Source organism: Sulfurimonas crateris (assembly GCF_005217605.1).
Classification (GTDB): domain Bacteria; phylum Campylobacterota; class Campylobacteria; order Campylobacterales; family Sulfurimonadaceae; genus Sulfurimonas; species Sulfurimonas crateris.
In genome coordinates, this window is the sequence record NZ_SZPX01000003.1 from 248,293 (window position 1) to 271,542 (window position 23,250).

The 23,250-nt window shown below is 37.5% G+C and carries 19 protein-coding genes and 1 CRISPR repeat array; of the genes, 5 read left to right on the forward strand and 14 right to left on the reverse strand.

The annotated features are described in order from the left end of the window. The first annotated feature begins 171 nt into the window (after window positions 1-171). Both FCU45_RS05310 and FCU45_RS05315 read left to right on the forward strand, forming a co-directional pair. Window positions 172-2,265: a TonB-dependent receptor gene (locus tag FCU45_RS05310; protein WP_137013018.1), complete on the forward strand. Its 2,094-nt coding sequence runs from the start codon at window positions 172-174 to the stop codon at window positions 2,263-2,265. Window positions 2,266-2,273: 8 nt separating this feature from the next. Beyond that, complete coding sequence (locus tag FCU45_RS05315) at window positions 2,274-3,695, forward strand: 4Fe-4S binding protein (RefSeq protein ID WP_137013020.1); 1,422 nt, start codon at window positions 2,274-2,276, stop codon at window positions 3,693-3,695. Window positions 3,696-3,769: 74 nt separating this feature from the next. Further along, a CRISPR array of direct repeats spans window positions 3,770-5,334; the repeat unit is 36 nt; unit sequence ATCTACAACAGTAGAAATTTGGTGGTACCTTTAGAC. Between the two features lie 116 nt (window positions 5,335-5,450). Here FCU45_RS05315 and cas2 read toward each other — a convergent pair. The 8 genes from cas2 to FCU45_RS05355 form a co-directional block, all read right to left on the reverse strand. Further along, window positions 5,451-5,726 (reverse strand): CRISPR-associated endonuclease Cas2, encoded by a 276-nt coding sequence (cas2, locus tag FCU45_RS11890; RefSeq protein WP_137013022.1) that lies wholly within the window; start codon window positions 5,724-5,726, stop codon window positions 5,451-5,453. Continuing rightward, window positions 5,723-6,685 (reverse strand): type V CRISPR-associated endonuclease Cas1, encoded by a 963-nt coding sequence (gene cas1, locus FCU45_RS05325; protein WP_170175829.1) that lies wholly within the window; start codon window positions 6,683-6,685, stop codon window positions 5,723-5,725. The genes cas2 and cas1 overlap by 4 nt, the downstream gene beginning before the upstream one ends. A 5-nt stretch (window positions 6,686-6,690) precedes the next feature. Next, entirely contained in the window at window positions 6,691-7,245 is a 555-nt protein-coding gene (cas4, locus tag FCU45_RS05330) for a type V CRISPR-associated protein Cas4 (protein WP_137013026.1), read from the reverse strand. Window position 7,246: 1 nt separating this feature from the next. Next, window positions 7,247-10,840 (reverse strand): type V CRISPR-associated protein Cas12a/Cpf1, encoded by a 3,594-nt coding sequence (gene cas12a, locus FCU45_RS05335; RefSeq protein ID WP_137013028.1) that lies wholly within the window; start codon window positions 10,838-10,840, stop codon window positions 7,247-7,249. A 63-nt stretch (window positions 10,841-10,903) separates the two neighbouring features. After that, the gene (locus FCU45_RS05340) at window positions 10,904-11,800 is read right to left on the reverse strand and encodes a helix-turn-helix transcriptional regulator (protein WP_137013030.1); all 897 of its coding nucleotides are present in this window, start codon (window positions 11,798-11,800) and stop codon (window positions 10,904-10,906) included. A gap of 117 nt (window positions 11,801-11,917) precedes the next feature. Next, complete coding sequence (locus FCU45_RS05345; protein WP_137013032.1) at window positions 11,918-12,409, reverse strand: HIT family protein; 492 nt, start codon at window positions 12,407-12,409, stop codon at window positions 11,918-11,920. Window positions 12,410-12,420: 11 nt separating this feature from the next. Next, window positions 12,421-13,704 carry a TRAP transporter large permease gene (locus tag FCU45_RS05350; RefSeq protein ID WP_137013034.1) on the reverse strand — a complete coding sequence of 428 codons (1,284 nt, stop codon included), beginning with the start codon at window positions 13,702-13,704 and terminating at the stop codon, window positions 12,421-12,423. Then, entirely contained in the window at window positions 13,701-14,180 is a 480-nt protein-coding gene (locus tag FCU45_RS05355; protein ID WP_137013036.1) for a TRAP transporter small permease subunit, read from the reverse strand. The genes FCU45_RS05350 and FCU45_RS05355 overlap by 4 nt, the downstream gene beginning before the upstream one ends. Before the next feature lie 74 nt (window positions 14,181-14,254). Here FCU45_RS05355 and FCU45_RS11585 point away from each other — a divergent pair, with 74 nt between their 5' ends. Further along, on the forward strand, window positions 14,255-14,410 hold the full coding sequence (locus tag FCU45_RS11585; RefSeq protein ID WP_170175830.1) for a hypothetical protein: 156 nt from the start codon (window positions 14,255-14,257) through the stop codon (window positions 14,408-14,410). Here FCU45_RS11585 and FCU45_RS05360 read toward each other — a convergent pair. The 6 genes from FCU45_RS05360 to FCU45_RS05385 form a co-directional block, all read right to left on the reverse strand. Then, window positions 14,397-15,191 carry a Fic/DOC family protein gene (locus FCU45_RS05360; RefSeq protein ID WP_137013038.1) on the reverse strand — a complete coding sequence of 265 codons (795 nt, stop codon included), beginning with the start codon at window positions 15,189-15,191 and terminating at the stop codon, window positions 14,397-14,399. The genes FCU45_RS11585 and FCU45_RS05360 overlap by 14 nt on opposite strands. A gap of 210 nt (window positions 15,192-15,401) precedes the next feature. Further along, complete coding sequence (locus tag FCU45_RS05365; RefSeq protein WP_137013040.1) at window positions 15,402-16,847, reverse strand: Mur ligase family protein; 1,446 nt, start codon at window positions 16,845-16,847, stop codon at window positions 15,402-15,404. Further along, window positions 16,847-17,584 (reverse strand): alpha/beta fold hydrolase, encoded by a 738-nt coding sequence (locus tag FCU45_RS05370; RefSeq protein ID WP_137013042.1) that lies wholly within the window; start codon window positions 17,582-17,584, stop codon window positions 16,847-16,849. Before FCU45_RS05370 ends, FCU45_RS05365 begins: the two co-directional genes overlap by 1 nt. Next, window positions 17,584-18,621 (reverse strand): D-alanine--D-alanine ligase, encoded by a 1,038-nt coding sequence (locus FCU45_RS05375; protein ID WP_137013045.1) that lies wholly within the window; start codon window positions 18,619-18,621, stop codon window positions 17,584-17,586. The genes FCU45_RS05370 and FCU45_RS05375 overlap by 1 nt, the downstream gene beginning before the upstream one ends. Before the next feature lie 18 nt (window positions 18,622-18,639). Then, complete coding sequence (gene ruvA / locus FCU45_RS05380; RefSeq protein ID WP_137013047.1) at window positions 18,640-19,209, reverse strand: Holliday junction branch migration protein RuvA; 570 nt, start codon at window positions 19,207-19,209, stop codon at window positions 18,640-18,642. After that, a complete protein-coding gene (locus FCU45_RS05385) occupies window positions 19,206-21,110 on the reverse strand; it encodes a flagellar assembly protein A (RefSeq protein WP_188109201.1) in 1,905 nt (634 codons plus the stop codon). The genes ruvA and FCU45_RS05385 overlap by 4 nt, the downstream gene beginning before the upstream one ends. Before the next feature lie 105 nt (window positions 21,111-21,215). On the opposite strand from FCU45_RS05385, the gene murJ reads away from it, so the two are divergent. Further along, a complete protein-coding gene (gene murJ / locus FCU45_RS05390) occupies window positions 21,216-22,622 on the forward strand; it encodes a murein biosynthesis integral membrane protein MurJ (protein ID WP_137013049.1) in 1,407 nt (468 codons plus the stop codon). 128 nt (window positions 22,623-22,750) lie between these two features. Further along, window positions 22,751-23,062, forward strand: a complete 312-nt coding sequence (locus tag FCU45_RS05395) for a hypothetical protein (RefSeq protein WP_137013052.1) — start codon at window positions 22,751-22,753, stop codon at window positions 23,060-23,062. Window positions 23,063-23,250 lie beyond the last annotated feature (188 nt).

The following is a 23,250-nucleotide window of genomic DNA, read 5'->3' on the forward strand; positions in this document are numbered from 1 at the left end:
AATAGCTGTCGTCTTTTATTTCGTACTAAAATCTAAAAAGTAACTATTCTCATACAAAATCACTACATTGTGACAACAAAATGACAATTTGTTGACATTCTTAATACAAAATTAACACTCCTTAGTTAAATTTTTAAAAATATATTTAATTTTAAAAACTAAGGAAAGAATATGAATATAAAATATTCACTAGCAGCTCTGCTGGCAATCTCATCCATTCATGCGCAAGAAGTAAGTCTTGACTCAATAAGCGTAACGGCGACAAAAGTATCAACCGCAACAAAAGATATCTCACAATCAATTGCCGTTGTAGACGAGAAGACGATAGAAGACAACAACATCTTAAACATACAAGAGGCGATAGAGAATATCCCCGGTGTTAATGCAGAGTCCTCTACAAACTCTCCAAGTCCAAGACTTATCATAAGAGGTGCTGGGCTAAAAGCAAGATACGGTGTAAGAGAGATAATGGTAATGAAAGACGGCGTTCCTTTGACAGATCCTGACTCTTTTACAAGATTTGACTTTATAGATATGCAAGATGTTCTAAGTGTAGAGGTGCAAAAAGGGCCCGGTTCTATAAATGCCGTAAATGCTACAGGCGGCGTTATCCAGCTTGTAACAAAGTCTGTTTTTCAAGAAGATAAGAACAGAGTAAAAATAGGCATAGGCGATGACGGGCAGAAAAATATAAATCTTAAAGTAAGAGGCGAACTGAGCGAGAACGATTTTATCTCCGCAACCATAAGCAGAAGAGAGATCGAGAACAGCTGGAGAGACAACAATGAGTTTGACTCTACTCAAGCGACTATAAAATATGGTCATATATTTCAAGACGACTCTATTATAGAGAGTGAGTTTTCCTATACAGAGTCAAATATGAACATTCCCGGATCTATGACGGCTGAAGAGTTTGAGCTCTTTAAGAGCACGGGAACACAGCACGACACAAGCTACCAGTGGCAGCACAGTGCGAGAGATTCCAAAATATTCTCCATAAACACCAAGTATGAAAAAGAGGTTGGAGATATAGTATATAAACCAAGGGTCTACTTTAACGCTTGGGAGCATTTCCATCCGGTCAGCGGAATAATAAACGACAGTGACGACAACAAAGTCTACGGAACCGACTTGGAACTAAACTATAACCACAACCTTTTTGGAGAGAAAGCTGTTTTAGTCGCAGGGGTAACGCTAAAAGCAGATATAACTAAAGATGCTAAAAAATATGAATATGCAGATTATATAACTCTACCCTCTTCTTCATGGCCTTTTACACCTTATATAAGCGAAACGCTATCAAACAACAAAGGCGATCTGGCAAGCACCGAAGATAGTACTACAACGCTCTACGGCGCTTACCTTATGGAGACATTCTCTCCCACAAAAGATATAACGCTGGATATCAGCTCAAGAGTTGACAAACTAAGTTTTGACATAAGCGGAAACCAGATAACGGACTACAGCTACAGTGCAAAAAATTATGTTGCGGGGGTCGGTTTATACAACATTGATAAATCTTACACTCTCTTTTCTGCAAAAGTGGGTGCTATTTATAAAATAACAGACAGTACAAATGCCTACATATCTGTTGCAACGGCAAATCAAGCTCCAACTACAAGCGAGCTCTCGGATAACTCATCTCTGGATAAATCAACTAGCATAAACTATGAGGTAGGATTAAAAATAAGAGCAGAAAATATATCTTATGATTTAGCTCTTTATGAAAATATTGTTGATGATGAGATTATTCAAATTCTAGATGCAAACGGAAACTCCATCTACGACAATGCAGGAAAAACAAAAAAGAGAGGCTTGGAGTTTAATGCTGTTTATGCCATAAATAAGCAAGTCGGATTTGGCGGATCTTACGCATACAGCGATTTTAAATTTGTGACGTTTAACGAGTCTGTAGCAGGCTCTTTGGTATCAAGAGACGGTAATTACCTGCCGTACATACCAAAAAATCAGTACTCTTTGTTTGCGACACTCAACCTATCAAACGGTTTTAAATCGAGAATTACAACAAAAACGTGGGGAAGCTACTACATGGATAATGCAAATACGCAAAAGTATGAGGGGTACAAGTTTGTGACAGACCTGATGCTCGGCTATGAGCATAAAGCGCACAACATCCAGCTTAACATCAGAAACATCACAAATGAATACTATGCAATGGAAGCTCTAAAAGATGTCTACGGCAACGAATCATACAAAGCAGCCGCACCCCGAAGCTATATGCTCACATACAGCTACAAATTTTAGGAGATATTATGGTTGATTATCAAAAAAGAGACAAAAACGACATTTACAATATGCCTGTATTGGGATTTATTTTTAAAAACAAGATCTTCATAAGAGCTCTACAAACGTCTGTTTTAGCGCTCTTTGTCTATGCAATAGTGTTTGGGATCATATATCCCTCAAAAGAGGAGAATATTTTTACGACTGCTCTTTTTTGGTCGCTCTTTTGGCCGCTCTTTATAGTTGTAACGCTCTCTACGTTTGGCAGAATTTTTTGCGGTATCTGCCCGCACGGATTTATAGGAAAGTATATAACCAAATTTGGTCTTAAAAAGAAGATGCCAAAAGCTCTTGCAAACCCGTTTATAGGTATATCTCTGCTTCTTATCGGCTTTTGGGTTGTTTACTATATATATCCGGCTGCATATAAAACTCCTTTGGCAACTGCAATCTTTTTTATAGTGCTTACACTTCTTGCCGTTGTCTTTTTTTATATATATGACGACATGAGCTACTGCAAGTCAATATGCCCAATAGGCACGGTTATGCGCGGATTTTCCAAAATATCATTTACAAAGCTTGGGACTTACAGCGATACATGCAAAAGCTGCACTACATTTGAGTGTGCGGACGCCTGCACATACAATCTCAAACCTTTTACGTTTAATAAAAGAGGAGATATGACAGACTGCACCTTGTGTATGGACTGCTCCAGCGCATGTGAAGCGGTCAGCTTTAAGCTTGTAAAACCATCCGAGTCGCTCTTTAAAAACTTTCAAATCAAAAAAGCGGAGGTTTGGGCGTTTATACTCATAACAGCTGCTATTACCGTTACTATGTCATTTCATCATGCACTTGGACGTGTAGCGATAGCAGATGAGTTTATCTGGTCAAAAACAGGAGTGTTCTTAGAGGAGAAAATAGGCATTATCGGACTTGATTATGTAGGCATAAGCGCCCTTTTTCTAGCACTCTTAATTACCATCTCGCTGGTCTACTTCGGTATGTTTATGGCCTCAAAATTTTTAAAAGAGGAGTTTAGCAAAGTATTTTACACTCTTGGGTACGCCTTTGCGCCTATATTTATTATAGGCGGGCTCTCGCACACATACGAGTTTTTCTTTCTTCATCACTACAGCGATATAGCAAACGGCTTTATACAGGGGTTTGTTATCTCTGCTGACGAGGTAATGCCGCTTGCTGCGAGACAAGACCCTTGGCTCAGAATATTTGGCGTTATGAATTACATAGCAATCATATGGGCATTTGTCATAATGGCAAAAAGGGTTAATTTTTTCACCGCATCAAAAACTGCTAAAGCGTTGGCTTTTGTATTTGCATCAAGCCTGATTATATTTTACCTATGGCTAAATGTTTACAAAGTTTACGCGTTTAAGACTTACGGCGCAAAAAAACACTCTCATGCTTATGTGGTTAAAACTCATAACTAGCGAGAAAAAGAAAAAATCTTTGAAAACTTCTTTGTTTACTTAAATATCTTTATCAAATTATAATAAGTTTATAAATCTACAACAGTAGAAATTTGGTGGTACCTTTAGACAACACAAAGATTTTCCGGGGATTGATTTATCTACAACAGTAGAAATTTGGTGGTACCTTTAGACTAACTAATTCTTTCAGGTCGCTCAACATCTACAACAGTAGAAATTTGGTGGTACCTTTAGACTTACAATTCTGGTTGAATCTTTCCTCGTATCTACAACAGTAGAAATTTGGTGGTACCTTTAGACCTTTGAGTAAATGCGCTCAACACGTTAATCTACAACAGTAGAAATTTGGTGGTACCTTTAGACTGCTAGGCAACTAAGCTAAACTATTCATCTACAACAGTAGAAATTTGGTGGTACCTTTAGACAAGATGTTTAAGCGCCGACCCCTCGAACATCTACAACAGTAGAAATTTGGTGGTACCTTTAGACGTATAGCTCTCGCATTTAGGGCTTTCAATCTACAACAGTAGAAATTTGGTGGTACCTTTAGACCTGATTGTCTCGCCTGAAACCGCGTCATCATCTACAACAGTAGAAATTTGGTGGTACCTTTAGACTTATGGCGGTCTGGGTTTGTGATGTCATCTACAACAGTAGAAATTTGGTGGTACCTTTAGACTGATTGTCTCGCCTGAAACCGCGTCATCATCTACAACAGTAGAAATTTGGTGGTACCTTTAGACACGCTTCATTGCAGTAATAGCCGCTTCATCTACAACAGTAGAAATTTGGTGGTACCTTTAGACTTCTCATTCGCCGTACCTGCGACATTTGTATATCTACAACAGTAGAAATTTGGTGGTACCTTTAGACGATGGCGTGAGAGTGGTTGTATCTCCCTATCTACAACAGTAGAAATTTGGTGGTACCTTTAGACTTAAAGACTTTTGGACAGGGGAATTAAAATCTACAACAGTAGAAATTTGGTGGTACCTTTAGACTTATTGATCATATAAACCCAGCTAACGCATCTACAACAGTAGAAATTTGGTGGTACCTTTAGACCGACAATCAGCTGCCAAAAACAGCACATCTACAACAGTAGAAATTTGGTGGTACCTTTAGACGACGGATATAATAAAATAGGTAACACGGATCTACAACAGTAGAAATTTGGTGGTACCTTTAGACCTAGAACTTAACGAATTGATGCTTAAGTCATCTACAACAGTAGAAATTTGGTGGTACCTTTAGACATTTGACGTGTAATTGCAAACTTATTAGATCTACAACAGTAGAAATTTGGTGGTACCTTTAGACAGATGACACCTGCTTTTTTTATAGAAAATCTACAACAGTAGAAATTTGGTGGTACCTTTAGACATTGAGATCCCAGGCCCCTGAACTTGCGATCTACAACAGTAGAAATTTGGTGGTACCTTTAGACAAATAGTAGCGAAGTACGCACCGAGTGAAATCTACAACAGTAGAAATTTGGTGGTACCTTTAGACGCAAAGATGAAGATTCAGGTGATAACAATCTACAACAGTAGAAATTTGGTGGTACCTTTAGACCTAAAATCCTTTAGCTGTTTTTTTAGGCATCTACAACAGTAGAAATTTGGTGGTACCTTTAGACAGATAAACTGCCATTTTGGTTACCGTAGGTAGCATTTTACCCTATTTTTAGCCACAAAATAGATGAAAAAGTAGCAAAAATCGAATAAAAATCTCATAAAGACTAAGGTTTGCATCTTAGTCGATGATTATGAGATCTTCCTCATCATTTTTTGCATAGCCATATCTCGTTATTTTACACTGTTCACTGAGATTAAAGATAATGACGCTATCAGTTTGACCAAAACGTTTTTCAAATTTATTTTTTATTTCAGAAGAGACAAGTGACAAAATTCTTTTGCTGTTTCGGATTTGAAATATCGAATACTGCAAACGAAAACCATATTTTAAAAGAAATTTTGAAAATCTTGTACGGAGCTTGTCATCACTAATGTCATACGAAACTATTATCATGGTATTTTTCCCAAAAACATAGGGTAAGCTCCAATAGTTTTTTCTTGTATAAATGCGCGATAATACTGCTGTATATATAGAAACATCTCGTTTTTATACTCTAGTATCGCCTCTAAGAGCCATTTGGTATATGGTTTTGCCTTATCTCCAAAGAGGCGGTATTGCCCGTTGATAAAATCAAAATCATCTGGGTTAATTTGCCCCAAGTTGTACGCTTTTCTAATCCTATAGTCAACGATAGGTCGAAACGGTTCTATAATATCAGCGACCAAAGATTTACGCTGATAAAATTCTTTATGATATACGCCCTTATAGGTATCAAATCCATAAAGGTTGAGCATCGCATCCAAAAGATGAAACAGTTGCATATAGCCAATATCCATCAAAAGATTTGTTATATCTTTTTTGGTTCTAGGTGTGCGCCCGTTCCACTCTATGTTGTCAAACATATGTGAAAAATAGAGTCTTGAAGCTACACCCTCAACACCTAAGATCTCTTGAAAATCCAAAGACTCATCCAAAAGCCGTCCTCGATAATCTCGAAGTTTGTCAATCGCTTGTGTCAGCGCAAGCGGCTTATCGCGTCTTTTTTGCAGGTGGATGATCTGTTGATCGATTTTATTTTGCACGATATGAAGTGCAATAGCATTGCTTTTATAAGCATATTGCTTTTGTCTAAGCAGAAAATTTCCTTCAGTTTTATACTGCCATATACCATAAGGGATAAGCCCGTAACTTAGAAGCGTGATGCTAAATCCAAACTTTTTAGAACGTTGCAAAAGTCCAGATGTTATGCTAATGTTTCCAACTATCATCAATGCAAAAAGTCTATAACATGTAGATTGGTGCTTTATTTTGCCATCTTTATCTGTTATGACTACGTTATCATTTTTAAAACTCAACTTTTCGCCGTGGTTTAAAAGCGCGATGATGATCTGCTTTTGTTTAAAATCGTTCAAGCTCATCATGCTGCAACATCACATAAATAACGGTAAATACATCGAAAGCATTTGTTCGGATTTACAGCAAAAGGTGCACTCAGATCAAATGTGCGTATTTGTCGTAAAAGTGCCTCAAAAGCACTCTGACGCACTTTATCTTCGCTAGGAAGTACAATAGGATAGATCTTGTTATCATCCATACTGTAGAGTCTCATAGCATTGACCTTATATCCTGACTCTACCAAACAATGGTACTGTGCATAAAGTTGATAAATATAGCCTTCATAGATCACTTTTATCTTTTTTTTGCGTTCAGTCAAAACGCCCGTTTGGGTATCAAAAGTATCTATCTTTCCACCCAAACCGTAGGTTTTACTGTAGATCTCTATAGTTTGCAATACCTTTTTCGCTGTTGTATATGTCTTGGTATCGACGGCGGTATGTGCAGCTTTACCCTCACTTTGGTCGGTACTGTGGTACAAACTTTCACTGCTTCTGCCATAAAGCTGATGAAAGTAAATGGAGCGAGGACAAAAAATAAAATCGTTTAAAAACGAGATGGGGATATAAGGTTCCATCTCATTTATCCAGTCCTTGAGCGTTGCGGAGCCAGTCACGGTTTGAAATCGCCAAGTTCACTTTTTTGAGATCTTCGGCGTTTTGGATGCGATGCATCAACATTAAACCTTTACGAGCGATATTATACGCACCGTTTGCGTCGGCATCTTTTGGTAAAGATGTATCGGCTTTACGACTGTCGTAAAAATTCCCTGCTTCATCTGCGACGGGTGAGACAAGATAGTCTATATCAGTACCCGTGATTGAGTTACGCATCTGCAAAGTAATTTTTAATAAATAGATAAGTGACTTAAAAAACTCAACTGAATTTTGCTCTAAAATATACTCTTTTACATCATTACCATGCAGCTCACCAAAAAGGTTTTTAAACTCTGTTGTAAGATGAATTGTTTTGCTATCCCATTGATGATTTTTCTCCGCGTTTCTAAAGCTCACAATGCGTTCACCATAAGTACAAAGTGTCCACTCGCTTCGAGTTTCTTTAGCTTTTTCTGTGAAATCATTATAATCAAATACTAACTCGAAGTAATCTTTAGCTTCGTTGTAGCAAATTGATTGAAACTTAGTAAAAAATGCTTTGGATTTTTCTACACTTGCATAACGGGTATCAAAAAGATTAACAAAACCCGTAACAGGATCTATTTTGGATGTATTCCACGCAGGTACATAAAACAAAAAGCCGTTTTGTTTACCCATTTTTTCAAAACTTTGAAACTTGCTAGTGAGTTGCAACGCATTTAAAAGACCTCCAAGTTTATGAGGCTCTTTTTTCTTATCGACAAGATAGTTCAGCTTATCGATAAGTGCTTTTTCAAATTTTTGATAGACTTGCTTTTCAACTTTGAAACGTCCACGTTTAAAGCCAAAGTTGAGATCTTCCATCGCTACAACTGCACCGTGTTCAATGATAAGAGTTGCTATCTTATGGATAACATGGCTTAAATAGCCCTCTTTTAGTTCTTTGATGTTTTCGACAGTTCCCCACTCTTTTCGAGCTTTGTCGCGGTCTTTTTCTTTTGCGTCAAGTTTGGCATGATAATCTATGACGTGGTCTTTCCCGTTGTAGCTATTAATAATTTGATTGAGCGTAAACTGCTCTACGATCTTACCCTCTGCATCAATGAGTGAAAGATAGAGTAAGTGACGCTCACCACGATCTATACCTATAACTTTTATGTTGTCGGGATTAGATCGAATGTATTCAAATGTTTTTGGCGTAATGTTTTCATTACCCTCTGCTTTAAAGTTGAGCGTTATTGGTACATGAAACTGGAACTTATCAAAAGCAAAACGACGATCTTTGATAATTGGATAAGCAAACTTATCTTTAAGCATTTCGTGGTGATGCCCTTTTTGCAGCTTCTCTTGGGAGTACTCGATCGATTTTTTACGGAAAAATATCTCCGCTTGCCCGTTAAGTTTGTAGATCACATCAGCTAGATTCTTTTCGTCAAAAAGTGCACGCCAATAAAGAGTGTGCATATTTGGCGTACCTTTACTATAGGGAGAAAAGTCTTTGTTGTAGATCTGGAAAAAATAGAGTTTACCTTCTGCAACTAATGTATCGATAAAACTTGCTGCAATATTTTTATAACTGATTTTATAACCTTGCTGTTCAACCTCTCTATAAAAACCGCTTAAATCTTCGTAACTCTCAGTCGGTGAAAACTGATAAGCAAAATGTTTCCAATCTTGATGTTTTTCGATTGAAGTTTTAAAAAAGTCTATTAATTCGTGACAAAAATCTAAGTCGAAATTATCCCCTTTTTTATGCTCTCCCGCTTTATATCTCTCAAGTAACTTAGCATTTGGCTTAAAATATTCCTTATTCTTATCAGAAAAAAAGACTTTTGGAAGCATTTTATTCGCACCTGGTAATAGTTTATAGTCAATTTTTTGGTAACCCTCATCTTGTGAACTAGAAATATTGCGAAATACTTTGTTATACTTTTTATTCATAATACCTAGATAATACAAGCCCTCTTTGCGAAATAAAATTGCCGTATTATCAGACTCTTTATTGACATCCCAACCATCAAGTAGTGTCGAGTTTTCAAAATTGAGTTTAAATTTTTCAAGTGAATACGGCTTTTTGGTCATAAAGTTTCTTACTTTGTCGTAAAGCTTGACTACACCGCATAAACTCGTAAAATAAGCATCGAAGTAGGCATAAAAAGCAACATCTTTTTCAAGATCGTTTGGAGCATTAAGCGGTTTTAAAAGACGTTGATACGATAAAAGCGCGTCTAAAAAAGCTTTTAGAAGTTCTTTATTTGAACTGTTTCGCTTCCAATCATTGTAAGTCAATTGAATTTGCTCGATTACCTTTGTAGATTCACTTTGGAAATAGTGCATCATGTTAGCGGAGAGTTGCGCACTATTTAAGGCACCATCTATTTGCTCAATACTAAAATAGCTATTTTTCTTGTTAAAAAACTTCTCTTCATCCGCCACTAAATCTTTTGATTTTTTAGGTTTATTCACTTCCCAAAGTGCTTCTTTTATAATGCGATAATCTTTAAAAATCGCTTGCGAAGCAGCTGTAAGTGCTAGATCGTTTTTGAAATAAACTTTTGAAAAATCATAATCTTGTGTTTGGTGCAAAAGCTCAGGCAGTTTCTCTAAAAGATTGACCTTACCATCGCAGCACTCAAAAGCTAATACTTCACTCTCAAAATATGCTTGCACACCTTGCATAAGTTCCTCATCGCTTTCAAATGATTCAGGAAGCCAAGAGAGTGTTTCACGATCACTAAGTATCTGTTTGTGTAGTGGTTTGAGATTTGGCAGTTCACGTTTTGACAAGCCGTTTGCTTGACGATAGAGATTGATTTTTTCGTTTAAACCCTGAATTTTTAAACTATCTTGTTTGACTCCGCCAATCATTTGGTTGTATAGATCGATATGAGTCTGTGAAAGTAGGTGGTTAAAATAACTAAGCTCAAACATATCTTCAACTATTGCACCACTTAAATATTCAAGCAAGGCATCTTGCGTTTCTTGTGCAAGGTGTGGTGCTTTTTGCTTGATTGTTTCAAAAAGTTTTTTATTTGTTAAAAAAATAGGCAAATTTTCGTGGATAATACGGTAAGCGATAGAAGAGTGTTTCGCTTCATCTGTGTACATATTGGCACGATTTTCATGAAAACCTGTAAAGTAGGTTGTGAAGTTATCAAAGTGGCTTACAAGCTCTTTTTCTGCGTCGCTTAGTTCTTGCCAATTTTTCAAATCAGCTTTAATAAGCTCTTTTTTAAAAAGTGTTTTGTATTGAGGGTGTTGCTTAAAATGTGCAACTATCTCTTTACGCAATACAGCTTGCAATTTTTCAAAAGCTTTTTCATCGCGATTTCTCTCGAAAAAAAGTGCTTCGTACTCTTCAAGATTACTAAGCACAACATTTTGAAGTGCTTCATCAATAAAAGCTTTGTGGTATTTATCGATAATCGTTTTTACTTCTTGATACTCTTGTGAGCGTATTTCATCTTGTGCTATCAAGCCACTTTTCTCTATATGCTTAAGTGTATCACCTACAGGTTTGAGTTCAAAACGCAAGGTTTTTGAAAGTTGGTACTGATTTGTAAAATTTGACAACATTGAGATTCCTTCTCTTTTGATTTTTTAATTTTTACATAGTATGCGGACAGCGTTGTGTCCTTTTTACACGTCAATGTATTTTTGCAACTCCTTTTTAAATGTTTCATGAATTCGTAAAGGTGCAATTACTTTGAGATTTGGCAACCATTTTTTTAGTACATGGATTACTTCATTATCACTCGTAGCATATACACTGATCTCAATATCACCGTTTTCATATTCTTTAAGAAATTTTTGCGTTTTACTCAAAGGGCGCCTAGCAAGATGCTTTGCAATTTTGGTATCTACATGTAAAAGCACTTCAAAACTTTTTTCTTGTGCTTCAAACCAGATATTAAGAGCATTTTCCATTATTTTTAAGGCTTTTGTGTCACATGTAAATGTTTCTTCTTTAAGAACAACATTTTGAATATCTTTAAAATAAAAGGTTTTGTACTTCTCTTGTTCTTTACAAAAAAGGTACCAAAACCCTTCAAAACTTGCGATCCTATAAGGATGTACCTGACGCGTTTTATCTAAATATTCCAAATGTACGACACGCTTTTGCTCTATGGCATCTTGCATGAGTAAAAAAAGTTCACTTTTATCGGTAATATCCTCTATAACTGCATTGAAGAAAAAAGGATGTTTTGCAGAAGGGTTATAAAGCTTTGATAGTTGTTTGGAAATTATTTTAGAAGCACCTTCGCCCATATTTTTTGAAAACTGTTCAAACATTTCAAAAAGTAAAACTTCATCTTCTTTTGAACTTTTCAGCAAATGATAGCCATCAGCATACTTATAACCATATTTTATTTTTTCAATCGGAAAATATGATAGCCGTATAAAATCACGCCGTATAGTTCGTTGTGTAACATTAAAATCAAGTGCTAAATCTTTTGTATTTAGCACTTCACCTTCATAAAGACGTTTTAAAATCTCAAGGAGCCGATAAAGTGCTTTATCATATTCTTTTTTCATATTTTGCTTTATTGATAATTTTTAACTAATCTTGTCTAAAAAGAATATTACTTAAAATGCTGGCTAAAAACTATTCTTTGTAGAGGATAGATTTTAACATATATAAATACAAAACTATTAGATATATTTAGGGATAAGCTCTTTTATCTTCTCATATATTTTTATAAAGTCGGTTGAGTAGACTCGGTTGTTTGCAACGGAAGTTATAAAGTTCGTGTCTCTCTGCCATCTTGGGACGATGTGCATATGGATGTGCTCAGCTATCCCAGCACCAGCTGACTCTCCCAAGTTCATTCCGATATTTACTCCGTGAGCGCAAAATCCCTCTTTTAAAAGTCTCACACTCTTTTGCGCCAGATCGCTCATATGAAGCCAAGTCTCACTAGGTAGCTCTTCAAGTTTGTCGGTATGAAGATGAGGGATTATCATAAAATGTCCGGGAGTGTACGGATAGCGGTTCATCACTATAAAACAGTGTTCGTCCCTGTATAGCACATGAAGTTCCTCATCATCCTTCTCGTGAGAACTTATGTGGCAAAATACACAGCCATCTATCTTTTTGTTCGTAACATACTCATCACGCCACGGCGCGTATAAAATATCTTTCATCTTAACCCTTTTTATAGAAATGCGAACACTAGGTCTGGAAACACCATAACAAGCATAAGTGCGAAAAATTGAAGTACTATAAACGGTATTATTCCCTTATATATCTGCATGGTCTTTATGCTATCACCTGCGGCTCCCTTTAAAAAGAAGAGCGAGAGCCCAAACGGTGGGGTCAAGAACGAGGCTTGCAGATTTAGGGCGATAAGTATCGCAAACCAGACAGGGTCTATCCCAAAAGCGTGCATAACCGGCACCAAGATGGGAACGATGATAAAACTTATCTCTATAAAATCTATAAAAAAGCCGAGTATAAATATGCTTATCATGGCAACTGCTATAAATATCCAAACATCGCCTATATCTTGAGAGAAAAACTCAAGTATAAGATCACTTCCGCCGAGTTCGTTAAAAACAAGCGAAAAAGCAGTTGCTCCGATGAGTATCATAAAGATCATACCGCTTAGCTTTACACTTCCGAGTGTCGCGTATTTGAGCATCTCAAAGTTAAGGGAGCGGTTATATGCAGAGAGCAGAAGCGCGCCGATAACACCAAATGCCGCCGACTCTGTAGGAGATGCTATGCCAGCAAAGATGCTCCCCAAAACAGAGACCATCAGAAGCATAGGAGGAACGATCGCAGAGATTATCTCCATCACACTTACCTCTTTTACGTTTTTTGCAACGGGTGCGGCTTCTGGCTTAAGATAGGAAAATATCAAAATGTAGACAATATAGAGTCCAACCAGAACAAGCCCCGGCAAAACAGCTCCCATAAAAAGTTCGCCGACACTAACGCTCATAACATCACCCAAAATAATAAGGATGATTGATGGCGGTATGATCTGCCCGAGCGTTCCGCTAGAGGCTATTGTTCCCGAAGCAAGACCTTTGTCATAGCCTGCACGCAGCATCAACGGAAGCGCAATAACGCTCATCATAACAACACTTGCAGATACAACTCCCGTCGAAGCTGCAAGAAGCGCGCCCACAAGCACGACACTAACCGCTAAACCGCCGCGAACGGTGCGAAATGCCGAGCTCATAGCGATCAATAACTTCTCCGCCATCAGAGATTTCTCAAGCACCAAGCCCATAGCTATAAAAAGCGGGACAGCCATCAAGGTCGTGTTTGACATTATCCCATAAATGCGAAAAGGCAGAACCGAAAAGACGTCAAAGCCGAGTTCCGGAATCAAAAAAGCAAAAGCTATAGCCACAGTTCCAAAGACAAAAGCGACAGGAATTCCTACCATTAAAAGTGCCAAAACCACTATAAACATCAGCATAGATATCATAACGACCTCCATGCATCAAAATTTGTTTTGGCATCTCTTATGGCTTGCAGAGACAAGAAAGCAAACGAGAGCGGCATAAGAGATTTTACCAAGAACCTATACTCCAATCCGCCCGGATTTGAAGATGCCTCATTTTGAAGATAGCTCATACTCACAAAATCTACCCCTATGTAGATGATGAGAAAAGAAAAGGGAAGTACAAAAAGCAGGGAGGCGATGATGTTTATAAGCGCTTGTGTTTTTTGCGAAAATGAGGCGTAAAATATATCTACCCTCACATGAGCGCTCTCTCTTAGCGCATAGACTATACCAAAGAGGATCACTATATCAAAGAGATGCCACTCAAGCTCCTGAAGTGCGACCGAGCCGCCTGAGAAAAGATAACGTACTGTTGCATCATAGACTACCAGTAAAACAAGCAAAGCAACGACAAAAGCCGTGAAGTAGCCGAGATATTTTATGGTTTTATCTATCATATTTTACTATTCTCTTTATACTTTATTGTACAAATTATGCTACAATGAGTGCACTTAAAATATGGGTTAACATTATGAAAAAAACTATTGCAAATTCGAATAAATACTTTTCTAATGCAAAAAGCAAAGAAAAAATGATTGTTAATTCTGTTTACACTTCTGCTAAGGTTGAAGGTTCTAAAATTACAAAAAAAGAACTCAAAGAGCATTATAAACTTATTCACTTATAACCTCTTCTAGGATTTTCATTTTTAACAATTCTTTCATAGGTTCGTAATCACACTTATATCCGGCATGAATCCTTGATATGTAGTTGTCACCTTTTTTTAGCTTTAAACCTATCATCGGAAAACCATTTTTTGCTAAAATAATATCGCATATAAGCCGACTTATTCTTCCATTTCCCTCACGAAAAGGATGTATAAATAAAAAATCACTTATAAGTTTAGACAAGTCTTGTGTCACAGCATTAACATCTTCATAAGTTCTTTTAGTCACTTCTTTCATGAGTTCATTTAATTCTGGAATAGCCTGCAAAAAGTCTAGTCTCCAAGTCCAAGCTTCAACGTTATCACCTTTACTCATTTCTACACTCCTAAGCTCACCGGCAAATGGATAAATAGAGCTAAAGACTTCTTTATGCCACTTTTTAACCGTGTTAAAGCCAAATGATTTGGATATATCAAAGTTGTCAACCAGATAACTATATAGCTCAAGTAGTTTTAAATCTTCTTCTCTTTGTATTAAATCACCATCTGTTGATTTAAGATAATTTATACAAACACCATTTTTAGCAATTATCTTTTGAATATTCTTTGATTCCCACTCTTTCCATGGGTTGATTATAGTACTTTCATCACTGATACTTTCAACCTCTTTTGAATATTTGTTCAGTATATTTAAAGGCGGTTTTTTTCCTTGAAAGAATCTAAAATCAGTTTCATACCAATAGCTGTACTTCTGATTTTGTTTGCATTTAAAAGCATACAAAAGATATTTAGTTTTTGTCATACTTTTCAACCATAGACATCTCTTTATACGCCATCAATAATGTTTTACTATAAGCTAAATTTTTCTTGTTAAATACTTTGAAGGTAGACATTATATGCTCTAATTCTGGGTAATTAATAGCATGACTAAAATGTCATTCTCTATTTTTACATCAAATAGATTGTTCTCTAAATCATAATTATCTTTTAATTTAATCATTTCAACATATTCCTATATGAAATTGGGTGCATCGTTTGCAAAGAGTATAATGTCCCCTGCTCTTGTCTGATGTGCCAAAAGATCTTGGATCTTAGATTTGTCATGCAGCATTATCTTGTTTTTAACTTTGAGGTTCTTGTTAAAAAGCTCTGCGTTTAAAGAGCCTGTGACAATGGCTATCTCAAAAATTTCGTTTATCGCCTCTATAAACTTTAGGTTTAGCCCATCACTGCTCTCGACAAGACCTGGAGTGACTATTACTTTTCTGCCCTCATGAAGTGAACAGAGTCTTACTGCTTCAAGCATCCCGTCTATATTGCCGTTGTAGCCGTCATCAAGAATGAGTTTTCCGCCCGCTTTTATCATCTGCAGTCTGTGCTCCACAGGCTTTATGCTTCTTACAGCTTCAATTATCTCTTCATCGCTCATATCAAATGTTTTTGCGATATGAACAGCCGCTGCGATATTGATAGTCTGAAATGCGCCCAGAACGTCGGCATGAAGATGAAGAGTCTTATCATTTAAAACAATATCAAACTCTGTTCCCTCAAGAGTCGCGCTCACATTTTGAATCTCATCTCCAAAAAAGGTGACCTTATCATGAGGCTCGTCTGTGACAGAGGTATGTATAAAAGCGCACTCCAGTCTTGGCGATTTCATGATCTCAAGCTTTGTAGCGATGATATTTTGCAGACTCTTAAAGTACTCTATATGAGCAAGTCCTACTTTGCCGACAACTACGACCTGAGGCTCTAAAAAGGTTGTAATATCGTAAATATCGCCCTGCTCTCTGGCACCCGCCTCACAAATATATATCTCGGTATCCTCAGGCAGAGAGTCGTTTATATCTTTAACTATTCCGCCTAGAGTATTTACGCTTCTGGGAGTCGCATAGACTCTATACTTTTTGCTTAGTATCTCATAAACGAAGTTTTTAGTGCTTGTCTTGCCGTAACTTCCTGTAATGGCGATAATCTGCAGCTTTGGCATACTTTGAAGTTTTTTGCGCGCCTCTTTTTTAAACGCCTCAAAAAGAAATCTCTCTATAGCCCAGCTTCCTATGTAAGCTACAAAAAGAGGCATAAATACGCCGTAGACCACACACGCCTCTTTTGCCGTGCAGAGCATATTTTGAAAAAGGGTCAAAGAGAGAAGAAGAATAAGAAATCTCTTTACTCTCCATGTGAGTATCAGCTTCTTATCCAAACGCTTATACCACAAGAACATCGCAGGCAAAATGGCAAAAAAGAAGAAGATTATAAAAAACTTGCCTGTCGTGTAGTAAGCTATAAAAGGAATAAAAAAGTAGAGAATATGCCAGTGCGGCTTATGATGCTTTAGAACTACGCGAGAGAGCCTATAGTCATACCACTGAAGATTTGTTATGAGATACCATCCCAGAACCGTTACAAAAAGAACGTTTGTAACAAATGCCATAAACATTTCATAATCTTGCATTATTTATGCTCCAATGTTTTTAAAAAAGTTTTTTCTATATTTTGTGCCACATCTTTGGCGTGATTTAAAAAGAAGTAGTGATCGCCCTCATAAGTTATAAGCGAAGAGTCTTTTATAAGTTTGTCTATTTTTTTCGCACTGCTAAGAGGTGTTGCCGTGTCGTTTGTTCCCCAGCAAAGAAGCGCTTTTCCTCCAAAAGATGCAAACTCTTTGGAGAAATCCTCATCAACAACATTTTTAAATGTCTGATACATAGGCTCGCTTAGTTTTTTAGCGTCATCCGCTACAAAAAACTCTCTAAACTTTGTAAGCCCAAGCTGTTTTAAGAGCTTAAATAGCGTGATCTTTGTTCTTACTTTCAGTGATTTTGATCTATAAATTCCTGCACTTGCGACGAGAACCAAAACCTGAGGCTCAAGAAGAAGCGCGACTTTACCGCCAAAAGAGTGCCCCAGAATAATATCTTTAGAAGCGTTTAGATGTATCATCAAAAGCTCTACTATCCTTGCATAATCTTTTGTCTCAAGCGCCATATTGCATGTAGAGTTGCCAAATCCTGGCAGGTCAATATAGATGTGGCGAAAACCGTCCATATATGGTGAAAACGCTTTTTTCATCAACTCTTTGTTGCTTCCCCATCCGTGCAGTATTATCAAATCTACTTTTGCCTGCGGGTTTATTATCTCATAACTAATATCTAAAGTGTGCTGCTGGAACTGTATTGACTTTATAGCCATTATTTCCCTTTTGCTTTAGAGATCGAGTGGATATACTCGTAGTTTACTCTTGCTCTTTTTGCGTGCGGAAGAGAGTTTGCCAAAAGCTCCAAAGATTGAGCGAAATCCTCAAAAAGGTAGTTTGCCATAGAGCCTGGAATAGGGTTTATTTCATTTAAGTAGACTTCTCCATCCACGACAAAAAAGTCGCATCTAATAAGAGCACCCTCAAACATCCCTTTATATACTTTCTCAAAATTTGTTCTTAGCTTCGACTCAAGCTCTTTTGAGACATCCGCCTTTAAGACCTGCTCGCTTCTTGAAAAGTCCATATATTTTTTTTCAAAATCTAAAAACTCATTTTTTTGAGGCTCCTCGACTATTGAGAAGTGCATCTTCCCATCTGCGCCAAATCCTGCAAGATTGTACTCTTTGACTCCCTGTAAAAAAGGCTCTACTATTACTCTTGTGTCAAACTCAAATGCGCTGTCAAGTGCATAGTCAAGCTCACTCTCCTCTTTTACGATGCTAACACCTATTGAGCTTCCCAAACGTGAAGGCTTTACTATAATAGGATACGGGATTTTAATGTTGTTGTGCTCTTTAAGGCTCAGCTCTTCATGTTTTAGACTTTTTACGCCTCTGGCATTGCAGAGCCACTTTGTATAGCGCTTATCATAAGAGAAAACACTTGCATCTATGCGCGGTCCGATATATTTTATGGAGTAAAAATCCAAAAGTGCTGCAATAGAGCCATCTTCGCCGTCAGCTCCGTGAATAAGGTTTAAAACAGTTGAGCTATGCTCCGCCTTAGAGAATAGTCCTTTTTGAACAAATGTACCGCTTGATAGCGTTAGCTTCGGCATCTTTTTATACTCGCCTCTTGAGAAGGTTGTAGCCTTCATCTTTGACGCATCTATAAGATAAAAAGAGTGATCCTGATCACAAAAAATAAAAGTCAAGTTAAAACCGGCAAGTTTCTCTTTTAAAGTTATAGCACTCACTATGCTAATCTCATGCTCGAAACTAGCACCCCCGAATAAAATAGTTAATTTCAATCTATATTTCCTTAATAATTAAATTGTTTTTAGAAGCTTCAGAGCCTCTTTTACTAGCGAAGCAGTGTCGCTGCTTAGGTCACACCTGCTCAGTGTGTCTGATATCTTCTCTTTTTTAAATCCTAGTGATTCCAAAGCTTCGCTTGCCTGATTAAAAGAGCTGTTTGTATCTTCGCTCTGTGATGAAGCAAGCTGCGCATCAAAGCCGCTAAGCTCGACTAAAATACGCCCCGCACTTTTTGGCCCTATACCAGGAACCTTTTTGACACCGTTCATATCTTTGTTGTTTATAATAACTCCAAACTGTGCGGGCGTGTATGTCGAACATATTGCCATTGCGACCTTTGGACCTACTCCGTTTATCTTTATAAGTCTCTCAAAAAGCTTCTTCTCGCTTAACTCCATAAAACCGTAAAGAAGCTGAGCATCTTCTCTTATGATATGTGAAGTAAAAAGTTTTACCTCATCGCCTCTTATGGCAGAGAAACTCTGAAGAGATATAAACACCTCGTAAACCACTCCAGAGACCTCTATATGAACAAACGACGGCTCTTTATATATTATATTTCCTATTAACCCTACTATCACTCTTTCACCGCCTGTATCTCAAACACACCCTCATCAGTCTCCACTACCGCAAATATCTTCTCCATAGAGTCCTCCAGAGGCTTATAGCTAAGCTCTATCGGCGGTTCTATAAGTTTAAATATTAACTCGTTATGCCCGACCCATCTGTCTCTGTTTATAATTCTTGCGTCTGTTATATTATCTTGAAAAGATGCTGTCTTCGTGGTCAGAAGAAGGAGTTTGTCATTTTTTACTTTATATTCGTTCGTAATATTATCCAGATGTTCCTGAGCTTTGTGAAACTGCTTGTACTTTGTCAAGAATGCGGCAGGCATCTTTATACCGTTTTGTTTATAGTGCATCAACCTTTTTTTGACATCGTTAAATGAGGCTGTATTGTCTTTGACAAGCTTTTTATACTTTTCTACCTCTTTTTTTACCTCTTCCACGCTTGCTCTAAGCTGGTTTATCTCATCTTGGTTCTCACCAAACCCCTCTTTTTTATCTTTTTGCAGAAGCGGGTCGATAGTAAAGACATTCTCACTTCCTTGAAGCTTTTTGATCTCAATATACCTTGATGCCGTAGCTTTTACGTAAGATGCGCATATACCTATATCTATATCTTTTGCTCTGATATTTCCGCCTACTGCCTGAACTATCTCTACTATTTTACCCTCGACTATGCCATGCTCAAGCCTTGTGATCTTGATATTGTCGCCAATAGCCGTACCTTTATGCACATTTATAGTCAGATCATTTGCTTTAATATATGACGATTTATGAGTCTGCCCCTCTATGGTCGCTCTATTTGCTCTTACTTTTGCATTGGGACCTACGTTTCCTTTTATATCTATCTCGCTGACCTCGACCTCCATACCGTTTCCGATGGCATCTTTTTGTGAGTCGTTCTCTTTTACGCTCAGCGAAACATCGGAATCAAGTCCAGTAGAGATAGAACCCGTTGTCTTAAAGCTTATCTCTCCGACATCCATCTCTGATTTGATCCGGTAGGTATTTCCTTCGATGCTTATATATCCGCTTGCTTTTGCTTTGTAGATTATATTCTCTTTGTTATCTACCATCTCTATGGTGTCATCAACATTAAAGTCGGGTGCATGGTTTACTTCAGGCTCAGGCGGCTCTAAAAACTCTCCGCGGCAGTTTCTGCCCGCTTTGCCTTTTTTTGGTTTTATGTACTCCATTAAAATATCACCGTCTAAGACACTGTGTATAAAGCCTCTTTTTGAGTAGTCCACGCGATCATTGTGGTTTGTCTCAACCTCTTTGTCATAGTGTGTTATAAGCTGATCGTTTATAGTAGGAGTTGGCTCATACGCATCTGCAATGAGTATGGTCTGGTTTTTGTCATACTTGATTATTCCGTCTACCTTGGCAAGTGCGGAGACTCTTGAGACGACATCTTTTACCATCTCATCAAATATGTTAATTAATATGCCGGCTCTTATCTTGCTTTTGTTTATGTAGTTTAGAAACTCATCTTCAAATCTTGGGCTTGTAAGTACCTGTGAACCCGCTTTTATGCTCAAGTATATTTTGCATTTTGTGGCATTTGCTCCCACCGCCGCGTGGAAATCTTTAAATATGCTGTTCTCTTCTTTGGAGTATATCTCTACCTCATAAACCTGTTTTATCTCAAAAAGAGGGTTTAGTATCGCGGTGGCATCATCTAGTTTATGCAGCTCTTCAACACTCGTCTCTTCCCAGTCAGACTCCATCTTCTCTTTGTTTGTTCTTGTATATGTCTCAATATCTAAAATGTCAAAATCCAAGCTGGCAGGACTTACTCCGTTTCTCTTTGCCAGATCTATGATCTCTTTGGCAACATTCCCAGTTTTTACGACGGTGGGACGGATCGTTTTTGGTAACTGTTCTGTCTTAGTGCTTGAACCAAATAGTGCCATACTTTTTATCTACCCATTTTATTTTTTTTTAAAATTAAACTCTCCATTTTAATCAAATATTTGTTAAACTTACGTAAAAGTGATACTCAACTCCAAAAGAAGCCCATGTTTAAAGCAATTTTCACCAATAGTTTTGGGATTTTATTCTCAAGAATTTTAGGATTTTTTAGAGACTTGATGACGGCATCGGCTCTTGGTGCGAACATCTACAGCGACATATTTTTCGTAGCGTTCAAACTCCCTAATCTTTTTCGCCGAATCTTTGCTGAAGGCGCGTTTACACAGGCGTTTATTCCCGCTTATGCACACTCAAACAACAAGTCCATTTTCTCGGCAAACATCTTTTTAATATTTCTCTCCATTATCATTATAATAACGCTTCTTGTAAATATTGCACCCGCCGTTGCCACACAGGCTATAGCCGTTGGCTTTGATGAAAAAACCATTGATATCGCCCAGCCATACGTAGCCATAAACTTCTGGTATCTGCCCCTTATATTTGCCGTAACTTTTCTTAGTGCGATGCTGCAGTACAAACGCCACTTTGCCACGACCGCGTTCTCTACCGCACTTTTAAATATATCGCTTATCTTAGCTCTATATCTCTCCTCAGAAAAAAGCGATGCCGAGATTGTCTACTACCTCAGTTTCGGTGTCGTTATAGGCGGAATACTGCAGCTTGTAACACACATCATAGCCATCCGCCAGCTCGGTCTTTTAAAGCCTCTTTGCAGCGGTTTTAAACATCTTGGAACAAAAGCATCTAGGATAAAAGAGGAGAGCAGAAAGTTTAAAAAGCAGTTCTTTCCTGCCATCTGGGGAAACTCCACTCCGCAAGTAAGCGCTTTTTTAGACACATTTCTGGCATCTTTTTTAGCAACAGGCTCTATCAGCTATCTATACTATGCAAACCGCATATTTCAGCTCCCGCTTGCACTCTTTGCCATTGCAACCTCTATAGCACTTTTTCCAAGCATTGCACGCTACATCAAAAACAATGATGAGGCAAAAGCAAGACTCTTTATGCAGCGTGCGTTCTGGTTTTTGGCGTTTTTGCTGAGTGCGAGCACAATCGGCGGTTATATACTCTCACACGAGATCATCTGGCTGCTCTTTGAGAGAGGCTCATTTAGCGCACTTGACACATCAAAAAGTGCGGCCGTTCTAGAGATGTACATGATAGGACTCCTCCCGCTGGGTCTGCAAAAGCTCTTTTTGCTCTGGCTCTACGCAAATGAGCAACAGATGAGGGCCGCAAAAATAGCCACCTTCTCACTGCTATCCTACATAGTCTTTGCACTCGCACTCATAACCCCAATGGGAGCCGCAGGTCTGGCACTTGCTGGAACGATCGGCGGTTTTGTAGGATTTGCCATGACCATCAAAGCTTTTGGAGTAAAAAACTTTTTTGATATTCTCATAAATAAAAATGCCATCTACCTTATAGCCGGCTCAATACTGCTCACTATAGCTCTTCTACTTTTTAAAGACTTTATAGCTGTTTATATTTAAAATTGTTTGCTCTTAAAAGTCTACATTTTTTAAAAATTATCACATATTTAATATATAAGTTATTTTTGTTTTTTTAAGTTACTGTGTGTATAATGTGCTTGATTGATTAAATAGCAAAAGGAGCTAACATGGAATTAGAAGTTACTTGGAAAAGAGCAACACGAGTGTGGTGGGCATATTTATGGAGAAATTTACTTGCATTAGTTGCCAGCGTAGCAATAGGTGGTGTAATAGGTGGAATACTTGGATTTATTATGGGTTCAGTAGGTATTTCTATTGAAACAATACGGATAGTTACAATGCCGATAGGCTTTATTCTAGGATTGCTTATTTCTATAGTGCCAATCAAAATGATTTTAAATAAAAATTTTGGAGAATTTCGATTAGTATTAGTTGAAAATACTGATACAATAGAGATATCCAATAAATTGCAACAATAAAAAATATGTTGTATTAAAAGTTTGTGGATAAAGAAAAATATTTTTGTACCTAACATTAGGCAATAAAACCATCCTATAAAGAATAGCTTAAACCAATAGCTATTTTTTATAGACATAGATAATGTGTTTCATTATTTGAGTATTTAAAAAGTATAAATGCTCAGATGATCAAATACAAAGATATAACC